The organism is Desulfobacter latus, from assembly GCF_013389365.1.
GTDB lineage: Bacteria > Desulfobacterota > Desulfobacteria > Desulfobacterales > Desulfobacteraceae > Desulfobacter > Desulfobacter latus.
The window spans coordinates 12645-33957 of the sequence record NZ_JACADJ010000044.1 but is presented as its reverse complement, the minus strand read 5'-3'; the positions used below and the strand labels follow the sequence as shown (position 1 = coordinate 33957).

At 47.4% G+C, this 21313-nt stretch carries 19 protein-coding genes; 15 read left to right on the top strand and 4 right to left on the bottom strand.

The genetic code is table 11. The features are described 5' to 3' along the window. Window positions 1–131: 131 nt before the first annotated feature. Window positions 132–413 (bottom strand): acylphosphatase, encoded by a 282-nt coding sequence (locus HXW94_RS12305; protein WP_178367200.1) that lies wholly within the window; start codon window positions 411–413, stop codon window positions 132–134. 277 nt (window positions 414–690) lie between these two features. On the opposite strand from HXW94_RS12305, the gene HXW94_RS12300 reads away from it, so the two are divergent. From HXW94_RS12300 to HXW94_RS12290, 3 genes are all read left to right on the top strand, one after another. After that, window positions 691–2577: an ABC transporter substrate-binding protein gene (locus tag HXW94_RS12300; protein WP_178367199.1), complete on the top strand. Its 1887-nt coding sequence runs from the start codon at window positions 691–693 to the stop codon at window positions 2575–2577. Beyond that, window positions 2574–3581, top strand: a complete 1008-nt coding sequence (locus HXW94_RS12295; protein ID WP_178367198.1) for an ABC transporter ATP-binding protein — start codon at window positions 2574–2576, stop codon at window positions 3579–3581. The genes HXW94_RS12300 and HXW94_RS12295 overlap by 4 nt, the downstream gene beginning before the upstream one ends. 177 nt (window positions 3582–3758) lie before the next feature. Then, on the top strand, window positions 3759–3959 hold the full coding sequence (locus tag HXW94_RS12290) for a cold-shock protein (protein ID WP_178367197.1): 201 nt from the start codon (window positions 3759–3761) through the stop codon (window positions 3957–3959). Between the two features lie 234 nt (window positions 3960–4193). On the opposite strand, the gene HXW94_RS12285 is transcribed toward HXW94_RS12290, so the two are convergent. Both HXW94_RS12285 and HXW94_RS12280 read right to left on the bottom strand, forming a co-directional pair. Continuing rightward, entirely contained in the window at window positions 4194–4391 is a 198-nt protein-coding gene (locus HXW94_RS12285) for a hypothetical protein (protein ID WP_218576698.1), read from the bottom strand. Further along, window positions 4381–6096 (bottom strand): hypothetical protein, encoded by a 1716-nt coding sequence (locus tag HXW94_RS12280; RefSeq protein WP_178367195.1) that lies wholly within the window; start codon window positions 6094–6096, stop codon window positions 4381–4383. Before HXW94_RS12280 ends, HXW94_RS12285 begins: the two co-directional genes overlap by 11 nt. 95 nt (window positions 6097–6191) lie before the next feature. Here HXW94_RS12280 and HXW94_RS12275 point away from each other — a divergent pair, with 95 nt between their 5' ends. Together HXW94_RS12275 and HXW94_RS12270 are read left to right on the top strand one after the other, a co-directional pair. Beyond that, a complete protein-coding gene (locus HXW94_RS12275; RefSeq protein ID WP_246293942.1) occupies window positions 6192–10394 on the top strand; it encodes a DEAD/DEAH box helicase in 4203 nt (1400 codons plus the stop codon). A gap of 99 nt (window positions 10395–10493) precedes the next feature. Further along, window positions 10494–11495, top strand: a complete 1002-nt coding sequence (locus tag HXW94_RS12270) for an ABC transporter ATP-binding protein (RefSeq protein WP_178367193.1) — start codon at window positions 10494–10496, stop codon at window positions 11493–11495. 195 nt (window positions 11496–11690) lie between these two features. On the opposite strand, the gene HXW94_RS12265 is transcribed toward HXW94_RS12270, so the two are convergent. Beyond that, window positions 11691–12005 carry a J domain-containing protein gene (locus tag HXW94_RS12265; protein ID WP_178367192.1) on the bottom strand — a complete coding sequence of 105 codons (315 nt, stop codon included), beginning with the start codon at window positions 12003–12005 and terminating at the stop codon, window positions 11691–11693. Between the two features lie 356 nt (window positions 12006–12361). On the opposite strand from HXW94_RS12265, the gene HXW94_RS12260 reads away from it, so the two are divergent. The 10 genes from HXW94_RS12260 (at window position 12362) to HXW94_RS12215 (ending at window position 21217) form a co-directional block, all read left to right on the top strand. Further along, window positions 12362–13123, top strand: coding sequence for a SurA N-terminal domain-containing protein (locus tag HXW94_RS12260; RefSeq protein WP_178367191.1), 762 nt, complete (start codon window positions 12362–12364; stop codon window positions 13121–13123). Window positions 13124–13276: 153 nt separating this feature from the next. Next, window positions 13277–14227, top strand: coding sequence for a SurA N-terminal domain-containing protein (locus HXW94_RS12255; RefSeq protein ID WP_178367190.1), 951 nt, complete (start codon window positions 13277–13279; stop codon window positions 14225–14227). Window positions 14228–14264: 37 nt separating this feature from the next. Continuing rightward, window positions 14265–15629 carry a magnesium transporter gene (mgtE, locus tag HXW94_RS12250; protein WP_178367189.1) on the top strand — a complete coding sequence of 455 codons (1365 nt, stop codon included), beginning with the start codon at window positions 14265–14267 and terminating at the stop codon, window positions 15627–15629. Continuing rightward, the gene (recO, locus tag HXW94_RS12245) at window positions 15619–16452 is read left to right on the top strand and encodes a DNA repair protein RecO (RefSeq protein ID WP_178367188.1); all 834 of its coding nucleotides are present in this window, start codon (window positions 15619–15621) and stop codon (window positions 16450–16452) included. Before mgtE ends, recO begins: the two co-directional genes overlap by 11 nt. Window positions 16453–16455: 3 nt before the next feature. Then, entirely contained in the window at window positions 16456–17496 is a 1041-nt protein-coding gene (locus tag HXW94_RS12240) for a GHMP family kinase ATP-binding protein (protein ID WP_178367187.1), read from the top strand. Between the two features lie 13 nt (window positions 17497–17509). After that, window positions 17510–17767, top strand: coding sequence for a hypothetical protein (locus tag HXW94_RS12235; RefSeq protein WP_178367186.1), 258 nt, complete (start codon window positions 17510–17512; stop codon window positions 17765–17767). Next, on the top strand, window positions 17736–18512 hold the full coding sequence (locus HXW94_RS12230; RefSeq protein ID WP_178367185.1) for a nucleoside phosphorylase: 777 nt from the start codon (window positions 17736–17738) through the stop codon (window positions 18510–18512). The genes HXW94_RS12235 and HXW94_RS12230 overlap by 32 nt, the downstream gene beginning before the upstream one ends. Further along, window positions 18502–20517 carry an NAD-dependent DNA ligase LigA gene (gene ligA / locus HXW94_RS12225; RefSeq protein ID WP_178367184.1) on the top strand — a complete coding sequence of 672 codons (2016 nt, stop codon included), beginning with the start codon at window positions 18502–18504 and terminating at the stop codon, window positions 20515–20517. Before HXW94_RS12230 ends, ligA begins: the two co-directional genes overlap by 11 nt. A 153-nt stretch (window positions 20518–20670) precedes the next feature. Next, a complete protein-coding gene (locus HXW94_RS12220; RefSeq protein WP_178367183.1) occupies window positions 20671–20892 on the top strand; it encodes a DUF2281 domain-containing protein in 222 nt (73 codons plus the stop codon). Then, the gene (locus HXW94_RS12215) at window positions 20879–21217 is read left to right on the top strand and encodes a type II toxin-antitoxin system PemK/MazF family toxin (protein ID WP_178367182.1); all 339 of its coding nucleotides are present in this window, start codon (window positions 20879–20881) and stop codon (window positions 21215–21217) included. The genes HXW94_RS12220 and HXW94_RS12215 overlap by 14 nt, the downstream gene beginning before the upstream one ends. The last annotated feature ends 96 nt before the right edge of the window (window positions 21218–21313 follow it).

The following is a 21313-nucleotide window of genomic DNA, read 5'->3' as shown; positions in this document are numbered from 1 at the left end:
TTGAGATAATCACAATTCATATTTGAGTATAATAAACACGGTATTTTGCTGTGACAAGATAGTTGCGATCAAAATTCTGATGATAAAAACTGTAAAGTACTTTTGAACTTATATGAAGGATGCCAAATTTTCTAATAGCGGATTTCAAAATCTGTTAATGCCGCATCCACTGGAACCGTTCGAGTGTTTACATCCTTCACCTCTGAAAGCGCGGCACCCTTCCGGCACCAGGCCAGCATATCCTGTATCTTCTCCTGCTCACCCTGGAACAGGGCCTGGACCGATCCGTCGGGCATATTTCTGACATGGCCTGATAAACGCCGATCCCGGGCTGCCAGTTGGGTTTCATGTCGGAAGTATACACCCTGGACCCTTCCTGTAATGGTCACTTCTACAGCACAAAGTGGGTTCATTTTTTGCTCTCCTATCACTTGATGATCAAGTTTTTGTTAATTTGCCCAACTTCGGCGTTGGAAAAAATTTTTAATCCTCAAAAATATATGGAGGATCATGGAATAAAAACGTCTTGGATCGTGTTAAAAATTGCTGTATTATTCTATTTTACCACAAAGAACATGAAGTTCACAAAGGTTTTGGCGTATAAACGTCGTGGTTTTAATCTGAAAGCATTTCAACTTTAAGACTTTGGTCAAGGATTAATTAAATCATTTTAGAAATCAAGGAAAAAAGGTGATATTCAGACGGGTTTTATTTGCCGTATGGGCTATTTTTTCTTTTTGCCTTTCAAGCGGGACGCTCGGCTGCTCATCAGATACCCCCCAAAAGGGGCCCTCATCAGAACCGCCTTCCAATGCTGGGCTTGCGCCTCTGGTCTATCAAACATTGCCGGGCAATATACAGTGGCTTACCAATGATACAGATGCGGTGTTTGCCTCGGACAACGCCCAAAAAGGTGGAATGCTCCGGGAGGCCATCATGAATTTTCCCATGACCTTCAGGGTGGTGGGGCCGGATTCCAACGGCGCTTTCAGAAGCGCAATTCTGGACAACCAGCTTTCTTTGATCAATATTCATCCGGTCTCCCGGCGTATTATCCCCGAGCTTGCCACCCACTGGGCCTATGCCCCGGATAAAAAGACCATGTATTTCAAGCTGGATCCTGATGCCCGGTGGTCGGACGGGGTACCGGTTACCGCCAGGGACTACTTGTATACCCTGACATTCATGCGCTCTGAACATATTGTGGCCCCCTGGTATAACGATTACTACACCCGGGAGATCGAATCTGTTACCGCGTTTGATGATTACACCATTGCGGTGAAAAGCACCAAGGCCGTACCTGACCTTTATCTGAAACTGGGCATCAGTCCGACGCCGGAACATTTTTTTAAAACCCTGGGGGATGAGTTTGTATCCCGGTTCAACTGGGCGGTTGTGCCCAATACCGGGGCATACCAGATCAGTGATTTTAAAAAAGGGCGGTATATCCGGTTTTCCCGTAAAAAACAGTGGTGGGCAAAGGATCGTCGATATTTTAAAAATCGGTTTAACGTGGATTCGGTGCTGTTTACCGTAATCCGTGATTTTAACATGCAGTGGGAATATTTTAAGAAAGGCCGGCTGGATACCTTTGGTATGGTGCTGCCCAAATTCTGGCACCAGAAATCCAACACCCCGGTTATTAATAAAGGATATGTGGCGCGTATCTGGTTTTTCAATGACCTGGAACGGCCCTCCAGGGGGCTGTGGCTGAATCTGGACCGGCCCATATTTAAGGATATTCGGGTTCGCCGAGCCTTTGCCCATGCCATGAACATGGATAAGGTAATCAAACAGGTTTTACGCGGGGATTATTTCCGGTTGCCCCAGGCCTTTTACGGATATGGAGACTATACGGATTACACCATCAAACCCCGTGGGTACGATATTTCAAGGGTTGAATGGCTGATGGCGCAGGCCGGTTGGCATCGAGGGACGGACGGCATCTGGCAAAAAGGGGATATGCGGTTTTCCGTTACCGTGACCTATTATCTGGAAGAACATATGCCCCGGCTGGCTGTTTTGAAGGAGGAAGCCCTCAAGGCCGGCGTTGACCTGGAACTGGAGCGCCTTGACCCTACGGCCATGTTTAAGAAGACTCTGGAGAAAAAGCATGATGTGGCCTGGATGGGGTGGAGTACCGGTATCCGGCCCTCCTTCTGGCAGGGGTGGCACTCGGACAATGCACATAAACCCCAGACCAACAACATAACCAACACGGATGACCCGGAACTGGACACGCTCATTGACCGGTATCGGAACAGTCTAAATGAGCAGGAACGCATCAATCTGTCCAGAACGATTCAGAATAAGATACATGATATCTGTGCGTATGTGCCTTCATATATGGTGCCCTATGTCCGGCTGGCCTACTGGCGGTGGATGCGGTTGCCGAAATTTCACGGCACCCCTGTGTCCAATGGTTTGTTTGATCCTTTTGCCTCGGATACGGGCGGGCTCTTCTGGATTGATGATCACATTCGGAAACAGACCCTTGAAGCCATGAAAGCAAACCAGGTGTTTCCCCCTGTCACCATTATTGATGACAAATATAAAAGAAAGGTCCCGCGGGAATGAATCAAACGAATCGTCCACCGCTTTTAGCCGTTAAGCATCTTGGGGTTTCATTTCAGACCGACCGGGGACAGGTCCTTGCGGTGGATGATGTCAGCTTTGAACTCCAGTCCGGGCAGGTGCTGGGAATTGCCGGGGAATCCGGGTGCGGTAAGAGTGTAACCGCCTTGAGTTTGATGCGGCTTTTGCCAAAGCCTGTGTCAAAAATCCAAGACGGTGAAATTCTGTTGAAAGGGCAAAATCTGCTTGACCTTCCCATCAAGACCATGCGTAAAATCCGGGGTAAAAAAATAGCCATGATTTTCCAGGAACCCATGACCGCATTAAACCCGGTTCATACCATAGGCCGGCAGATTGCAGAATGTTATTCTCTGCATTTTCCGGGCATGGGTATAAATCAAAAACGTACAGCGTCATTACAGATGCTTGTAAAGGTGGGCATCCCTGATGCCCGGCAAGTCATGAAAAAATATCCCCATCAATTATCCGGCGGGATGCGCCAACGGGTAATGATCGGCATGGCCCTTGCTTGTGAACCGGATATCCTCATTGCCGATGAGCCGACTACGGCCCTGGATGTAACTGTTCAGGCCCAGATCATGGATCTTATTTTTCAATTTCGGGATACAACCGGTATGGCTGTGATTTTAATTACCCATGATCTTGGACTGATCGCAGAGAACTGTGACAGGGTTATTATCATGTATGCCGGTACCGTGGCGGAGAGCGCTGCTGTGACAACCCTGTTTCGGCATCCCTTTCACCCTTACACCAAAGGACTTTTACAATCCATACCTTCCCTGGCACAAACGGCGAAAGCACCGCTTCCCACCATTCCCGGAAATGTGCCTGCGTTGTATGAAATGCCTGTCGGGTGCCGGTTTGTCAAACGCTGCAACCGGGCATTGATGCAATGCGAAAACCATCGCCCCCGGCTGATGCCTGTCTCTTCCAGCCATTTTGCCGCATGTCATTTGGTTCGTGATGGCGAAAAAAAATTAAATTAAAATTAAATTTTAATAAAAAATTCTTGATTTTTAAACAAAAGCTAATAATATACAATTAAAGCTGCAGATTGCAGGGCTTTGAAAGTTTCGTTCTAAGGGCTGGACCTCCATTTGTTGGTGTGGCAGAACCTGAGTTTGAAACTAAATTTATTCACTACAAGTAAGGAGATCGTCGCAATGGCAAATGGGATCGTAAAGTGGTTTAATGATGCAAAGGGATACGGATTTATCGAACAGGAGGAGGGACCTGACGTATTCGTTCATCATACCGGCATCAATGCAACAGGCTTTAAATCTCTTAACGAAGGTGACCGAGTCATTTTTGATGTAGAGGACGGACAGAAAGGACCTGCAGCGGTCAATGTAACTGTTCAGTAAGTCTATTTTCAAAGGGTTTTTGGACGATGGTTTGTTCAGAAGCCCTTTTTTTTGTCTATATTTTGTAAGTTTTCTTTAAAAAAATTTTTGCCTGTTGCCACAATCCGTGTCTCATATTTTAAAAATAGCAAAAGGTGAAAAGCAGGCAATCCGTATCCTTTTCCCTACTGTTTGCCTGCAGATCCTCCGGCGGTTTGACCCGGGTGACAAAACGGTTTTTTTCCAGTTCCGGCATCACCTGTTTCCGGATTTTATCCAGGTATTATATATATATTCGTCTCTTCTGGAAAACTGGAACAGTGCCCGGTTGGCCGGGGTGATGGCACTGTTATGCCATTCGGTTTTATAAATCCTTGCGCATTTGCTGTCCATGCGCAGCGTAATTGCCGGAAAAATTCCACAAATTCCAGCCGGTGAGAACTTACCGCTCAACAATAATCCCCAATGACTCAAGCTGATTCAAAAATGCCTTTTTTTTCCCTGGCAGCACAACGATATGCGCATCACCTGCGGGCAGACAAAGCTGGTTCAACTGCCGGTTTGATAATATCTGTTTCCGGGCCTGGGCGTGGCATTCATACAATGTTGCCGTCCCTTTATCCACGACGGCTGCTGTCATATCCATCATCTCATCAAGCATATTCATCACCAGTTTGCCCGGATTTTTTGAGGTGATGTCATTTAAAAAGGCTTTAATATCTGCAATTTTTTCACCGTTTTTAATGGCCATGGCAAGGGTTGATTCTGAAATCTGCCATTGTGACGTCTCTTTTCGATCGGCAATTTTGTCCAAATAGAGCAGGATGTCGGCTGACGGCGTACTTTTGCCTTTATATTGGATCAGGGTATCCACAATGCAAAACGCCTTGGCATCTTCCGACCCGTACTGTTCTGACGCCCCGAGAACATAAGCACCAAGCCTGTTCATCCGGATATACATCAATCCATCATATACGCTTAAGTAGTCGTATTCATCTGCGCCCCAGTTGTCCCTGAAATCTTCCCGGGCATATTCCGGTTTTTTGTAAGCCACATCCAGAATGCCCAATGTAGCGCAATATTCAAAAAAATAGACCAGCATGTAGCGCAGCTGCAACAGGGGCCAGGTATAGCAATAGTCTAAGCTGCCATAGTGGGGGTCAAGGATGTAAAGTTTCCCCATGTAATTTGCCATCTTAAAGTCAAGATCCCCGGAGAGCATATATCGTGAAACCTCATCAACAGATACCCAGCGCCCCTCTTTAAGATGCGACAATACATTGTTTATGGCAGGGCGCCTGCGGACGGGAGAGAGCAGGGCGCGTCCCTTGGCGGCTTTCTGTCCTTTGATATGTGTTACCCGTGAGAATTCGTCAATCAGCGTTGTTTTTTCCCACTTTTTCCAAATGGTTTTTATGCCGTAAGCCAGGTCTTTTTTGGCCACGGCCGTCCCTTTTTTTGTCAGTTTCAGTGTGTTGCCGTCCAGCTCCGCCATGCCGCCGCCCTGGAGAAGAAGCGGCCATGCAAAGGATTGAAGCGGACCATATTCATCATCTTCATAAAAATCACCGTCATACAACGCCGCGTTTATTTTTTTCATGGTGGCTGCTGTTGGCCGGCCGGTTTTGCCGCTTACCTTTAATTTCCCGTCATTGACCATATCAATCATCATGCTCAAATTCATTGCAGCGGCAAGCTCTGTTTCACGGATAATCAAGTCTTGAAAGTCTTTTTGGGAGCTGTATTTGATGGATTCGGTTTCGGGCTGGTGAAGAATGGTTTTTAATTTATCCTGCAGATCCGTTGGAATCCCGCCCTTGATAAAAAAGAGGAATAACAGATGAAGATCATCTCGATAAGGATTATGTGACGTGCTTAGGATGGGGTATGCCCCATATTTTGCGATAAATTGTTTGGTTCTGAATTCACCACCCCAGTTAAAAACAGCTTCTTCAAGCGCTGCAACACCCAGCTCGTCCAGTTTTTTGACAATTTCTTCGAGATTTCTAAATACCAGTTCATTAATATGGTTTACCAGTTCGGCTTTGCGGGTCGGCAACTTTTTACTGATCTGAGTTCCCAGTGATTTTAATTGAGGAACGGTATAAGCGGTTAAACCTTGTTTTAATGTTTCAAAATTCTGATTGTTTTGTGTCATATTTACTTTCTTTTTTTTTAAATTCTTTGATATAGAAGTCGTCATATCACAATGAAAAATAAAACAAAACCCGACATATAATACGACCAATGCATATGGAACAAAACAACCGTATTAATCAGTACAGACAGCTCCCTGCCGTAATGCAGCGGATTATTCAATTACTTTCCATACAGGTGTTGCCATTCAGGCAAAAAGACCTTCTGGCCTGCCTTGACACCATTGGGGCCAAGGATGCGGCGGATGGGCCAATAGCTACCAAAGTGCTTCGTCCTATGCTGAACCAGCTTGAAAAACAGGAACTTATTATTAAAAGCCCAAAGGGCGTTTCCTGCCCCGTTTCCCTGTTGGGTGTGATTCAAGACGTTGTGAATGAAGGCTGTTTTGATGCCATGGCCCAGGCTGTTTTAAACGTATGCCCGTTTCCGGATAAAACATTGCATAGTGTTCAGCAATCCGACAAAGGCCGCTTTTCATTTCAAAATCGGGCGGAATACTTAAGAGCCGTGCGGATTTCCGCCTTCAGCCATGAGCGCCTGGCGGATATTGAGCTGGTATACAAATCGGCCATGCAAAATCTACCGATGCAGTATCAATCGGATTCTGTGTTTCTGGAAGTATTCCATCGTCCTTTTTCCAAGACGCTGTTTGATAAATTCCCGGTGTCAACCCGCATGAAAATTCTTTCGATTATTTTAAAGGATGCCGCAGATACATTGGTACCGGCAGAAGATGCGCTAACGTATTTTATTTCCCAGACAGATGGCAAAACGGTAACCCCAAAACATGAATCTTTGCTTAAAGTGCTGCTGCTTTGTGGAAAAACAGATGCATATCAAAAAATTTTGCAAACCCAAAACAGCGCGCCATCCAGCCTGATTTGTGCGCACAACGCCTGTTTGCAGATGCTTAAAGGAAAATATGACCAAGCCTTGGAAGGGTTTAAACAGGCATTGACGCTGAAAAAGAGCAAAAGCCGTAAGAAAAATATTTTTCTGGATGGCTACCCCGGTCTTTTTTTTATACTCGCCCTTGCGGCAAGCAGTGATGGCGAGGATCATCGTACCGCATTAACCTATATCGATATTGCAAGAAAAATCAATCATGACCATGGGTTCGCCATAGTGGCCATGCAGGCGGTCTTTGATGAAAAACTCGGCAGTCCGGGTGACTCTCCCTGGTTCGATTTACCGTCGGCACGCATGACCGGCCCCATGGATATTTTTTTAGATATTCTTAGTTTAAGCTGGGCTGATGCTTCAATTGAAAAAAGAAATTTAGACCGGCTGGAAGAGATTGCAGATAAAGCATCCGCTTCATCATATGTCTGGTTGGAAGCTGAAATAAGCGCATTGCTTGCTAAACTGGGTGTTAAAAAGCAAGCCAAAAATAAACATGCAAAGACCCTTCACCAGGCCATGGGGACCAAGACGCTTACAAACCTTGTAAAACCGATCCCCAAATGGGAAAAAGACCTGAACCGTCTGTTGAATATCGGAAAGTCCCTTGACGGGGACCGGAAAAAAACGGCAAGCGGCGAACATCCGTATGACGAACGGTTGATCTGGCTTTTGTCATACAGTGAAAGATACAACTCATGCCACATTACGCCCCGTCTTCAAAAATTCACGAAAACCGGCACCTGGACCAAAGGACGGCCGGTGGCGTTGAAGAATTTATATAATAATCACAAATCCATGAAACATCTCACTGAGCAGGATCATCAAGTTTGTGACGCCATTGAGGCGGAAACTTACTATACAGGGTACCGGCAAAGATATTCGGAAACCTATTATGAAATTGATGACGACAAGGCATTACCTGCGTTGATCGGACATCCGCTTTTGTTTTTTGAAGAAGATATCACCACGCCGGTTGAAATCGTGGAAGGGGACCCGGAACTGCGCGTCCGTGTTGAAAAAGGAAAAATCAGTGTAAGCATGCATCCCAATCCCCGAAATGACGATGCCAGGGTGCAAATTACCAGGGAAACCCCCACCCGTTTAAAACTGGTTCGGTTTTCACACAAGCATCTGGAAATATGTGAGACCCTGGGAAAAAACGGGATGAAGCTGCCGGCCAAAGCAAAAGAGATGGTCAGCAAAGCCATGGATTCCCTGACATCTTATATTCCGGTACATTCCGATCTCGACGTTGCCGGTGATGCACCAGGAGAAGAGATTCCGGCAGATCCGACACCCCATGTCCATGTCACCTCACATATGCAGGGGATTAGTGTGACCATACTCATACGGCCGCTCAAAGAGTATGGCGCCTACTTTACACCGGGGCAGGGCGGACGGCATGTCTCCGCTCAGATAGGCGGTGCCCGGATTCAAACGACACGGAATCAAAACCAGGAACTGGAAGAGGTCGCAAAGATTCTTGACGCCTGTCCCACGTTGGGTTCTTTTGAACCGTTCAATGGCCAATGGCAGATCGAAAATCCCGAAGATGCCCTGGAAATTCTTTTTGAATTGAAAACCTGTGAACATGACTTGATCCTGAAATGGCCCCAGGGTGAAAAGATGAAGATTTACGGCCAGGCCGGTTTTGATAATTTTCAATTGTCAATCAACAAAGACAGGGAGTGGTTCAAAGCATCAGGCACACTGTCAATTGACCAGGAACTGTCCTTTGACCTCAAACAGCTTATGGCCATGCTTGAACAACCGGTTGGCCGTTTTATTCCTTTGGACGATACGACATTCCTTGCAATTACCCGCTCGTTAAAAGAGCGGCTTGAAGAGCTGAAATCTTATTCAACGCCTTATAGAAACTCCCTGCGATTTTCACCCTTTGCCGCCCTGGCTGTGGAAGAGTTGACAGATGCACTGGGCTCGGTAAAAAGTGATCTTGCCTGGAAAAAGCATGTAAAAAAACTGACACAAATTGTCACCCCCCAATTACCCTCAACATTGAAGGCAAATTTGAGGGATTACCAGATAGCCGGATTCAATTGGCTGTTTCAACTGGCCCATTGGCAGGTCGGGGCATGTCTGGCCGATGATATGGGGCTTGGGAAAACAGTTCAAGCCCTTGCCGCAGTGCTGCCTGGTGCAGGTGACGGGCCTTCTCTTGTGGTTGCACCGCTCTCCGTGGTCAGCAATTGGGTTGATGAATGCCGAAAATTCGCTCCCACTTTAAATCCTATTGTTTTCGGACCCGGAGACCGGCAGGAAACCCTTGATACCCTGGGACCTTTTGATGTGCTTCTTGTCACCTACGGTCTTTTACAAATTGAAGCGGATAAGCTTTCCCAAAAAAATTGGCAGACCGTTATCCTGGATGAGGCCCAAGCCATTAAAAACATGCAGACCAAGCGCTCAAAGGCGGCGATGAATCTGAATGCCGAATTCAGGATGATTACCACGGGAACACCCATTGAGAATCATCTCAGTGAACTGTGGAATCTGTTTCATTTTCTGAACCCGGGGCTGCTTGGCACATGGACCCGCTTTAAGGAGACTTTTGCCATACCCATTGAGCGGGATCAGGATAAAGCTGCGTCACAAAGACTTCAAAAACTGATCAAGCCTTTTATTCTGCGCAGGATGAAGGCGGACGTACTGAAAGATCTTCCAAAGAAAACGGAAATAAACCTTGAGGTCGTCATGAGTGACGAGGAGGCCGCGCTTTACGAAGCAAGGCGGCAGCTGGCTGTTGAAGCCATAGAAAACAGTGACGGCACAACAGGGCAGATTCACTTGAAAATTCTGTCAGAGCTGACAAAGCTGCGGCAGCTTTGCTGCAATCCTTCTCTCATCCTGCCGGATACGGCCATTGAGAGTTCAAAATTGAAGCTGTTTGGAGAACTGGTGCACGAGCTGTTGGAGAATAATCATAAAGTACTTGTGTTCAGCCAGTTTGTGAAGCATCTGTCAATTTTAAGATCCTACCTGGATGGGGAAAAAATCGCTTATCAGTATCTGGACGGTGCCACATCCAAGACCATGCGTGAAAGCCGGATAAATGCGTTTCAGCGGGGAGAGGGGGACCTGTTTCTTATCAGCCTTAAAGCAGGTGGCGTTGGATTGAACCTTACGGCAGCCGACTATGTCATACATATGGACCCCTGGTGGAATCCGGCGGTGGAAGACCAAGCATCGGACAGGGCCCACCGGATCGGGCAGGCACGGCCGGTAACGGTATATCGGCTGATCATGAAGGACACCATTGAAGAACGGATCGTGAATCTTCACAAACAGAAACGCAAATTAGCGGAAAGCCTGCTTGCGGGCAGCGATGTTGCTGCAAAAATATCGGCTGAGGAGCTGTTGTCGCTTTTACGCAGTTGACGGTGGCAGATGAACTATTCAGGTGTTTGAGGTACTGTCTGAGGGGTAAAGTGACAGTTTAAGAATTGATCTACTTGATTGATCGGAAAGGGCGGATAAATGCATGAACCGGAGAGTAAAAAAATCAGTAGACCGATTCTGGATATCCAGGGTCTGAAAAAATATTTTCCGGTCACCTCGGGTGTTTTCCTGCGCCAAACCGGTAATGTCCATGCCGTGGATGATGTCAGTTTTTCGGTCTTCAAAGGGGAAACCCTTGGTATCGTGGGGGAATCCGGATGCGGGAAAACCACCTTGGGCCGTTGCATTATGGGGTTGTATCCGTTGACCCAAGGCCGCATTCTTCTGGATGGAAAACCAATGTCCGCCATGAGCCGGAAAATGCGTAAAGCGTTTTCAACCCGGGCGCAGATGATTTTTCAGGACCCTTTTGAATCCTTAAACCCCAGGCAGACCGTGCGTCAGATTCTGGAAGAAAAGTTCCGCATTCACGGGGTGTCGCAAAAGAAGACGATCACGCAGATTGAGTCGTTACTGGATCAGGTGGGTCTTGACCCCGGGGATTTGACCAAATATCCCCATGAGTTTTCAGGGGGGCAGCGCCAGCGCATCGGTATTGCCCGGGCCATCAGCATGACCCCGCAGATTGTTATCTGCGATGAACCGGTTTCCGCCCTGGATGTTTCGGTTCAGTCAAAGATTTTGAATCTGTTGCTGGATCTGCAGTGTGCAATGGGCCTGACCTACCTGTTTATTTCCCATGATCTGTCCGTGGTCCGCCATATGTCCGACCGCATTATTGTCATGTACCTGGGCCGTATCATGGAAATTGCGGATGCCCGGAACATATATAATCATCCGGGCCATCCCTATACAAAGGCATTGCTGGAGGCTGTCCCCGTTGCCGATCCGGACCATCCGTCAAAAAGAATCCCGCTTAAAGGTGAAATCCCATCCGCTGAACATCCGCCGCCGGGGTGTCGCTTTTCTTCCCGCTGCCCTGTGGCTCAATCCCTGTGTTTTGAAAAGGCGCCAACGCTTTCGGTCTGCCGGCATGACCCTGGGCATCTGACGGCCTGCCATTTTCCCCTGTCTGGCTAGGCCCTGGGTGCTGGGTGCTGGGTGCTGGGAAATGGAAATTCCGGCCTTGGTCATATTTTCGGCCACACGAATTTCCGGTAGGTTGGGTTGAGGAACGAAACCCAACGCCGATAAATTGTTGGGTTTCACTTCGTTCAACCCAACCTACGCTGTGGCCGATGTTCTGACCAAGCCTGAAATTCCTATACTCTAAATTTAAGATTTTTTACAATTTCCCCATAAAGGGTCATTGCCGAATCTTTCAAACCACCAGTCTTCAACCGATAAATATTGTTCAATCTCTTCTTTTGTAAAAGAATATTTATATTGATTGCAGTACTGCATAATTGTTTTATATGCAGCGGTTAATTTTTTTGTCATTTCATTGCATGTTTCATTATTGCCGGGGCATTTATCCGGGTGCCACTGCATGATGAGTTTTCTGTAATTTGATTTAATTTCTTCCATGGATGCCCGTTCGGGCAGATTCAACAGGTCTTTGGCTTCGATAATATCATTATATTTAATCATAAAAATAACCTTTTTATTAAAAGGTTGGTCCCAAAAAAGGAATCAAAATAATTTGAGATTAAACATCCTCTGTCGAAAATTGCAACTTTCAATTTAATTCCCAGTTCAATTTTTTTATTTTGTCATGAAGCACATGAAGCACATGAAGAGGATGAAGAATCTATACCGAAAAATAAATCTTTATGTCCTTCATGCTCTTCATGGTTTAAATAGAAATTATCTTAACTTTATGCATTGGGGTAGGGGTTGCCAAAAAATAGGCATAATGCTAAAAGTTTCCAAAATTTAAAAGAAAATTTCCCCAAATAAATTAATATGCTGGATTATGGCCGTGAGTCACCATGGGAATATAAAAAATGAGCAGCATTGTAAATAGTTGGTATGGCATTAAAGACGTCAATGGATTTTCAAGGGGATTTTCAAGCACCTTGGCTTTTGGGACGTTATTGCTTATGGCAGCAGGTATTGCAATTGTATGTGTACCCGGGTGTACGGATCAAAAAAAAGTTGAAGAAAAAGGTCATATCATCAAAGCCGGTACCGTGGAAATCAGCCGGGCCGACTTTGTCTGGGAACTGGAAATCAAACAGGCCAACTATCCCTATGATATAAAAAACAGGCCCAATGAATACAATGCCATGGTTCTGGATCTTGTTTCTGATCTGTCTGATGAGGCTGTCTTGCTGGCGGCCGCCGCGGCCAAGGGGATTGATGTCAGTGCCAATGAACTTGATGCGGCCATTGCCGATTTTAAAAAAGACTATCCCGAAGACAGTTTTGATCAGATGCTCCTTGAAAGGGCCATATTATATCCTGTCTGGAAAAAAAGATTAAAAAAGGATCTGGTCATCCGGAAATTAATCATGCAGGATCTGGTTGCATCCCAGGAACTTCATCCCGGAGACATGATTGCCTTTTATGACCGTGTTGCCGGAAAGTCAGAATCCCGGGACAATAATAATCTAAAAATGATGGATGAAAAAAAATTGCTGCTCAAACTGAGGATGGAAAAAAGCCGGGAAGCCTTGGGAGAATGGTTGCAGGCGTTACAGGCCGGCTATCCTGTACACATTAACAGAGGGGCGTTAAGTACCTTTTTAATAAACGCTGAAAAGTAATAATTGATTGCAATACTCGATCATCGAGTAACAAACAGCCATTGGGCTGACCTGATTTTTTTACCGTGGTTCAACTTACATCTTTCATTGTTTGTTGTGGGCTTGCGGCCCATGTAGGGTATACAGACTTTTTTATAAAAAAAAGGTGAATATATGAGCAAAAAACGAAACATAATTTTAATAATTTTTATACTTGCCTTTTTCCGGGTGGTAAATTGTTTTGCCCAAGAGGTGATTGACCGCATAGTCGCCATTGTAAATGACGATATTGTCACCCTGTCTCAACTTGACATGGCAGCCGCCCCGTATCTAGAAAATATTGAGGCATCCCAGGCGTCTTCGGCCCGGAAAAAAGAGATGATGGCGCAAATGTACACCCAGGTCCTCAATCAACTGGTGGAAAACAGCCTGGTGGTTCAGGAAGCGGAACGAATGGGTATTGCCGTGGATGACACGGATGTGGACAATGCTGTAAAAAATTTTAAAGAAGAACACAATCTTGATCAGGAAAGCCTGGAACTCGGTCTGGCCGCCCAGGGCATGACCCTTGAGCAATACCGTGAAAGAATCAGGGAGCAGATTCTCCAGAGCATGATCGTTTCAAGGGCTGTCCGTGCCAAGATCGTTATCACGGATGAGGAGATAAAAGAGTATTACGACAGTCATTATCAGGAATTCAAAGTCAAGAAGAAATATCATTTGAAAAATATAATCGTAAAGGATTCAACCGATCTTTTCACGGTCCAGAAAAAATTAGAAAATAATGTTGCTTTTTCACAAGTTGCCAAGGACTATTCAATCGGTTCCAATGCGTCTGCCGGTGGTGAACTCGGTGCGTTTGACATATCAAGTTTCAGCGATGAAATCAAAAAAGCGCTTCAGGGGGTTGGTAAGGGACAATACACCAGGCCCGTTGATATAGGGGGTGCTTTCCAGATTCTTTATGTGGCGGATATTATTTCCCAGGGACAGGGCCCTGGCCCTGTCCAGGAAGAGGTGGAAAATCAGATCCAGGATATTTTGTATCGGGAATATGGGGAGACCCAGTTCAAAAAGTGGATGGAAAATCTTAAAAACAGCGCACACATTAAAATCATGATTTAAAATATGTCAATGCTGTCTGCCTAAAGGAAATTTATTCATGCAAAAAGAACAAATTCTGATACTTGAAAACAGTATCAAAAGATTGCTGCGCCGGGGGGCCAACAAGCAGCTGCTAAATATCCTGAAAAAAACCCACATGGCAGACCTGTCCATTATTTTTGAGAATCTGACGCCCGTTAATCAGGAAAAGCTGTTTAATCTGCTGGACAATCCCGAGGATATCGCTCTGCTGTTTTCGCATCTACCTGAAAAAACCTTTGTGGAGTTTGTCAAATTCGTAGATTTTGACAAGCTGGTGACGGTTTTTGACCACATGCCTTCGGATGATGCTGCCGAATTGCTCGGGTGTCTGGACGAAGAACTGTCCGACAAGATTCTGTCCAAAATGAAAAAGGAAGAATCGTACAATGTCGAACAGATCATGAGCTATGACGAAGATACTGCCGGCAGCCTCATGGTTAAGGATTACGTAGCGCTGGAAGAAGACGTCAAGGCAAAGGACGTTATCGAAGCACTGCAAAACAAGTATCTTGATGTTGAGATGCCGTTCTACATCTATGTGATCGATAGCTATGGCAAGCTTGTGGGGATCAGTTCCCTTCGCCAGCTGGTGGTGGAATCCCCTGATAAGCCGCTTAAATCGTTTATGGCAACCGATATTGTATCGGTCAAGCCTTACACGGACAGAGAAGTTGTGGCCCGTCTGGTTTCCCGGTATGACTTTTTGGCCATACCGGTTGTGGACGATGACAACCGGATTATCGGTATTGTTACCGTGGATGACGTTATTGATATCCTGCACGAGACTGCCACCGAAGATATGTTGAAGATGGCTGGTGTGGGTGAAGATTATGTTGAAACCCAGTCCATTTTGAAAGGTACCCGAATCCGTCTGCCCTGGCTGTTTGCCAGCTGTCTTGGCGGAATCGCCAATTTTTTTATCATCGGCCGGTTTGAGTCCTCTTTGGTTCAGCTGACAGGGCTTGCCGCGTTTATTCCCATTATTATGGGCATGGGGGGCAACATCGGTACCCAGAGCGCTACCATCGTGGTTCGGGGAATTGCAACGGGCCGGGTGAATATCCGGGATTTTGTCAAGGTCATTTCCAGGGAACTTGGCGTGGGATTTATTTTAGGCATAACCTATGGTGCACTGATTGCGGCTGTGGCCAAAGTCAGCTTTATGGCCGAGTCCTTTTCCTGGGCATTGTCCGTGGTCGTTGGATGCTCAATTCTGGCTTCCATGACCGTGGCTGCTTTTGTGGGGACCGCGGTGCCTATGATTTTTCAGCGGCTCAATATTGATCCGGCCGTGGCCACAGGTCCCTTTGTCACCACCACCATGGACCTTATCAGCATTTACTGTTATTTCACGATTACAAGACTGCTGCTTGGCTTTTGACAACGATATGGGCGATTTCACTACAGACGCCATTCTGCTTCGCAAAATTGAATATGGAGACCATGACCTGATCATCACCTTTCTGACCCGGGACAAAGGAAAGATCTGTGTGATGGCAAAAAACGCAAAAAAGAGCGTGCGCAGGTTTTCAGGTGCCATGGACCTGTTTTCGGTGAATCATATCCAGTGCGCCTTTCCTAAAAAAAACAAAGAGGCCATGATCAATTTGTGTCAGACGGTCCTTGAAAATGGATTTTCCCATATCCGGTATGATGTGGTGAATACCGCCTATGCCTCCTATTGGACGGAAATTGTTACCCAGTGGCTGGAGGACGGCAAGGCCCAGCCCGATATTTTTGAACTGCTTTACACGGCCCTCGAAATGGTGGATGACGGCTTTATTCCTACCGAAGTGATCAGCCTCCTGTTTCAGATCCGCTTTATGCGGTTGTCCGGATTTTCTCCGGGCCTTGATCAGTGCGATACCTGTCATACAAATATAGAAGATGTTGATTCGGCCAGGCTCTGGTTTGATTTCAAAGCGGGTCGGGTTGTCTGTCCACAATGCAAAGGCCGTATAATCCCGGTGCAGGAACCTGCCGGACCTTTCGGCGCCGGTTTCCGGGGCTGCTGGGTGTCCAAGGGGACCTTGAAGCAATTGTCCTGGATCAATACCGTGGAGATGGCACGGGCAGGGCGTATTAAATTTTCTCCTGCTGCCATCCAGGAGGGCGAAACCCTGCTTGAATCCTTTATTCCCTTTCATATTGGTCGACATTTCAATAGTTTGAAATTTTTACATAAAATGAGATCTGAGATCTGAAATATGAATCTTGCACCCATACTTAAAAATAAAAAGATACACGTTTCCGTGCCCTGCCGCATTGATTTCGGCGGCACCCTGGATATTTCCACCTTTTATCTGCCCCTGGCAGAGCTTAAACCGGCGACCCTGAACCTGGCCCTTGACATGCGCACCCATGTCTATCTATCACCGGGGGAACCTGGACGGATTAAAATTTCTTCCAAGGGCTTTGACACCATCGACCGCAGCCGGGATGACAAAGGATGGGACGGCCCCATGGGGCTGATGTTTGCCGTTTTCCAGTATTTTAATGCCCATGGCGTGCATTTGCACATTGAATCTCACTCTCCTGTCCGAAGTGCCCTTGGCGGGTCATCCTGTGCGGCCGTGGCCATTATTGCCGCCGTTTATACCGCCTTGGAAAAACAGATCCATCCCGAACATATTGCCTGGCTGGCCCATTACCTGGAAGGCGCCGTGGCAGGGGTGCTGTGCGGGGTTCAGGACCAGGCGGCGGCAGCGTTTGGCGGCGTGAACCTGTGGGAATGGACATTTGGGCATAAAAGTCCTGAGTTTTTGCGCCGGCCGGTGTTTGATTCACATGAAAAACTGGAGAAACTGAACCGCCATCTCCTTGTGGCCTATTGCGGCATTCCCCATGAGTCCAAGGATGTCAACGCCCGGTGGGTGAATGACTTTAAATCAGGCCGGGCCTATGATGCCTTTAAACGCATCAGCGGTCTTACACGGCAATTCAGCGGCGCTTTGAGCGCCTTTTCCTTTAAAGAAGCCGCGCAGTTGATGAACCGGGAAACCGCTGTGCGTTGTGACATGACCCCGGATGTGCTGGACAATACCGGTATGAAGCTGTGGGACTCTGCAAAGACACAAGGCTGTGGGGCCAGATTCACAGGTGCCGGTGGCGGTGGCTGTCTGTGGGCCATTGGGGAAGAAACGGATATTGAGAAGCTAAAAATAGAGTGGCAGAAAATTCTTGATTCCATTGACGGGGCAATGGTACTGGATACGGCCATAGCCCCCAGGGGAATTCGTATTTATTAATCAAGGAGGAAATATGGCAGGATATGATCCCGAACAGGATAAAAAGATAGCTGAATGGAAAAATGAGGAAACCGGACTGATCATCGCCATCATGCAGTATGGTGAAGGCGAACCCAAAGTGCAGGTCGGTCCCAGGATTCTGAAGAAAAAAGACGGCTCGGACCGGGCACCCATGAAGGCGGGTCGCCTCTCTGTGGAAGATGTCATGTGGCTGTATGACATTATTGATGAGGTAAAAGATGAGTTATCCGACATGGTCGGACCTGAATAGCCCTTCAATTGTTCCACCGTTAGGGAAAAGAAAAGCGAAAAGCGTGGGGCCGGCGGCATTGATGGTTAGCGCGGACCCGGACATGGCACTGATCCGCCAGGGATTCGGCACGTGGCAGTCCCGCGCTTTTTTTAACAGCCGTCTGCTGATCAAAGAAGATGACCCTTTGGGGATAAGTGTAACCGGGCCTTACATCGGGGCACCCTATGGGGTGATGCTCTTGGAGTCATTGATTGCAAAGGGGGCCCGTACCGTTATTGTTCTTGGCTGGTGTGGCGGCCTTTCCCCGGATCTGGCCCCCGGTGATCTGGTGGTGGTGAAAACCGCCCTGGCAGATGAGGGCACATCCCGGCATTATATCGATTTGCGTGGTGAGCTGCCGGCGGTTAATGCGGATACACATCTGACCGCAAAGCTTATGGATGCCCTTGCGGCCGTTGGGGCGAATGTCCATATCGATGCGACCATCTGGACCACGGATGCCATTTACAGGGAAACCCCTGAAAAGGTGGCCTGGTACAAGGAGAAAGGGGCCTGTGCCGTGGAGATGGAGTGTTCGGCCCTGTTTGCGGCAGCCGCGTTCAGGACAATTCCCATTGCGGCGCTGCTTGTGGTGTCCGACAGTCTTGCCGGGGCGGACGGTACCTGGGACCCGGGTTTTTACAAAAAAAGGTTTAAAACTATGCGTAAACAGGCCTGTGGCATTGCCATGGCATTGACAGGAGAACTTGCCCATGGATTTTGACGCATGTCAAATTGAAGCGCAAAAGCTGCGCCGGGAACTGACGGAACACAGTTACCGCTATCATGTGCTGGATGACCCTGTCATTGATGACCAGACCTATGACAAGATGCTGCGCCGGCTCATTGACATTGAAACCCGCTACCCTGAGCTTGTCACTGAGGATTCCCCCACCCGACGCATTGGGGCCCCGCCCTTAACCGCCTTTGACACCGCTCCCCATTCGGTGCCCATGCTCAGTCTGGATAATGCATTTAATGATCAGGAGATCCTGGAGTTTCATGCCCGGTGTCTGAAAGCGTCCGGCGCTCATGACCTGACCTATACGGTAGAGCCCAAGATGGACGGCGTGGCTGTGGAACTGACCTATGAAAACGGGGTGCTGGTCCTGGCCACCACCCGGGGGGACGGATACACCGGCGAGGTGATCACGGAAAATATCAGGACCATCAGATCCGTGCCCCTGCGTCTGATGGACAATAAAACATCCGCACCGGATTTCATTGAAGTGCGCGGTGAGGTGATCATCCGGCATAAAGATTTTGTACTGCTCAACCAGCGCCGTTTGGACAAAGGTGACGCCGTGTTTGCCAATCCCCGCAACGCTGCCGCAGGTTCCCTGCGCCAGCTGGACTCAAATATAACAGCCCAGCGGCCGTTGACCATATTTGTCTATGGTGTCGGTGTGGTACGCGGTCTTTCTTTTTCCTCCCAGGCGTTAATGCTTGAATACCTTGCTGATCTGGGATTCCCGGTGAGTCCGCTTATCAAAAAAGCCATTTCAATCCGGCAGGTGCTGGAAAATTTCAAGCACCTGGAAGGACTTCGCTCTGAACTGGCCTATGATATTGACGGTATGGTGATCAAGGTGGATGATATTTCGATTCAGCAGGCTTTGGGCGAAAAAATAAAAAGTCCCAGGTGGGCCATTGCCTATAAATTTCCGGCCATGGAAAAGACCAGCAAAATAGTGGACATCAGGGTCCAGGTGGGCCGCACCGGAACCTTGACCCCGGTGGCTGAACTTGTGCCGGTGAATATCGGCGGTGTCACGGTTTCCAGGGCCACCCTGCACAATGCCGATGAAATTAAACGAAAAGATATCCGCATTAATGATACGGCATTGATCACACGGGCAGGGGACGTGATCCCCAAGGTGGTGAAAATTATTCCTGCCGCCCGGACCGGGGAAGAGCGGGTGTTTACCATGCCCGAGACCTGTCCGGTATGCGGTTCCAGGGTAAAACAACTTGACGGGGAAGCGGCGGTTAAATGTATCAATGTCACGTGCAGCGCCCAGATCAAGGAGCGCATCCGCCATTTTGTATCCAAAAAAGCGTTTGACATGGATGGCCTGGGTAAAAAACTGGTGGAACAGCTGGTAGACAAAAAAGTGGTAAGTTCTTTTGCGGATCTTTTCCATCTGGATCGGGACACCCTGGCAGGGCTTGAACGTATGGGGGAAAAATCCGCCGATAATATCATCGCGGCCATTGCGCAGTCCAAAACGGTTTCCTTTGCACGGTTTATTTTTGCTTTAGGCATTGCCCACACAGGCGAGCATGCGGCCCGGCTTTTAGCCCAAAAGTTTGCGGATCTTGACGCGCTGATGGCCGCAGATCAACAGGCCATCAGTACCATTCACGGCATGGGGGACACGACAGCCGGGGCGGTGACCGGATTTTTTTCCATTGAAGAGAACATTAAAACGGTGAAAAATCTGCTTGATGCAGGTGTCTGCATTACCAATGATCTGTACGGTGACGCCCATGAAAAAGATAATGCGGTCAGCGGAAAAACCATTGTGCTGACCGGCAGTTTTGAAACGCTGACAAGAAATCAAGCCAAGGCCAGGCTCCTGGCCCTGGGTGCCAAGGTGACAAGTTCGGTATCAAAGAAAACCGATATCGTTATTGCCGGCAGTAAGGCCGGTTCCAAGCTTGCCAAAGCCGAAAAACTTGGTGTGACTGTTTGGGATGAAGCCAGGCTTGTGGCGTTGATTGGTTAATTGGAGGTTTCTTTGGAGCGCTGTCTAAAAGCCAAAAAGCCTGAATCTAAAAGAAGAGATAACTAAGGTGAGCCCCTGATTAAACCGAAGATTTTATTAAAACATAGTTTTAAAGAACTTGCAAAAAATTAAAATGAAAATAGAGGGTCTATCATGCATCACAACACCATTTCATTCAGCGAACAAGAACGGTCTATTCTATCCAAAATCAGAATGCTGCCACCGGACAAAATTGCCGAAGTTTCGGACTTTGTGGATTTTATCAGCCAGAAAAACCAGGAACAGCAACTGCGCAAAGCCGCCGGTAAAATAGCTGAAGATGCGTTCAAAAAAGTCTGGGATAATGCCGAGGATGATGTATATGACCGATTATAAGTTCGGGGATATTATACTGGTGCCGTTCCCGTTTACTGACCAGAGTACTACCAAAAAGCGCCCGGCGGTCATTGTCAGTTCAACCCAATACAATCAAAAGCGCCCGGATGTTGTGATTATGGCCGTTACCAGCCAAATCCACGCCTCTGGTTATTTTGGTGATATCCGTATCAAAAAATGGCAGCAGGCCGGTTTTTTAAAAGCATCGGTCATCAAGCCGATTCTGACTACCGTTGCAAAAGGCCTGATCATAAAAAAATTAGGCTGCCTTGCAGATATTGATCAGGAAGCCCTGAACAAAGGGCTGCAAAGCATTATTGGATAATTCAGTTGAACGCTCCCATTTTTTTTGGGCGGGGGGGAGTGGTTTTAACAAACGAATGCATACCTTTATTAATCTGATCAGAAACAGGAAATACAA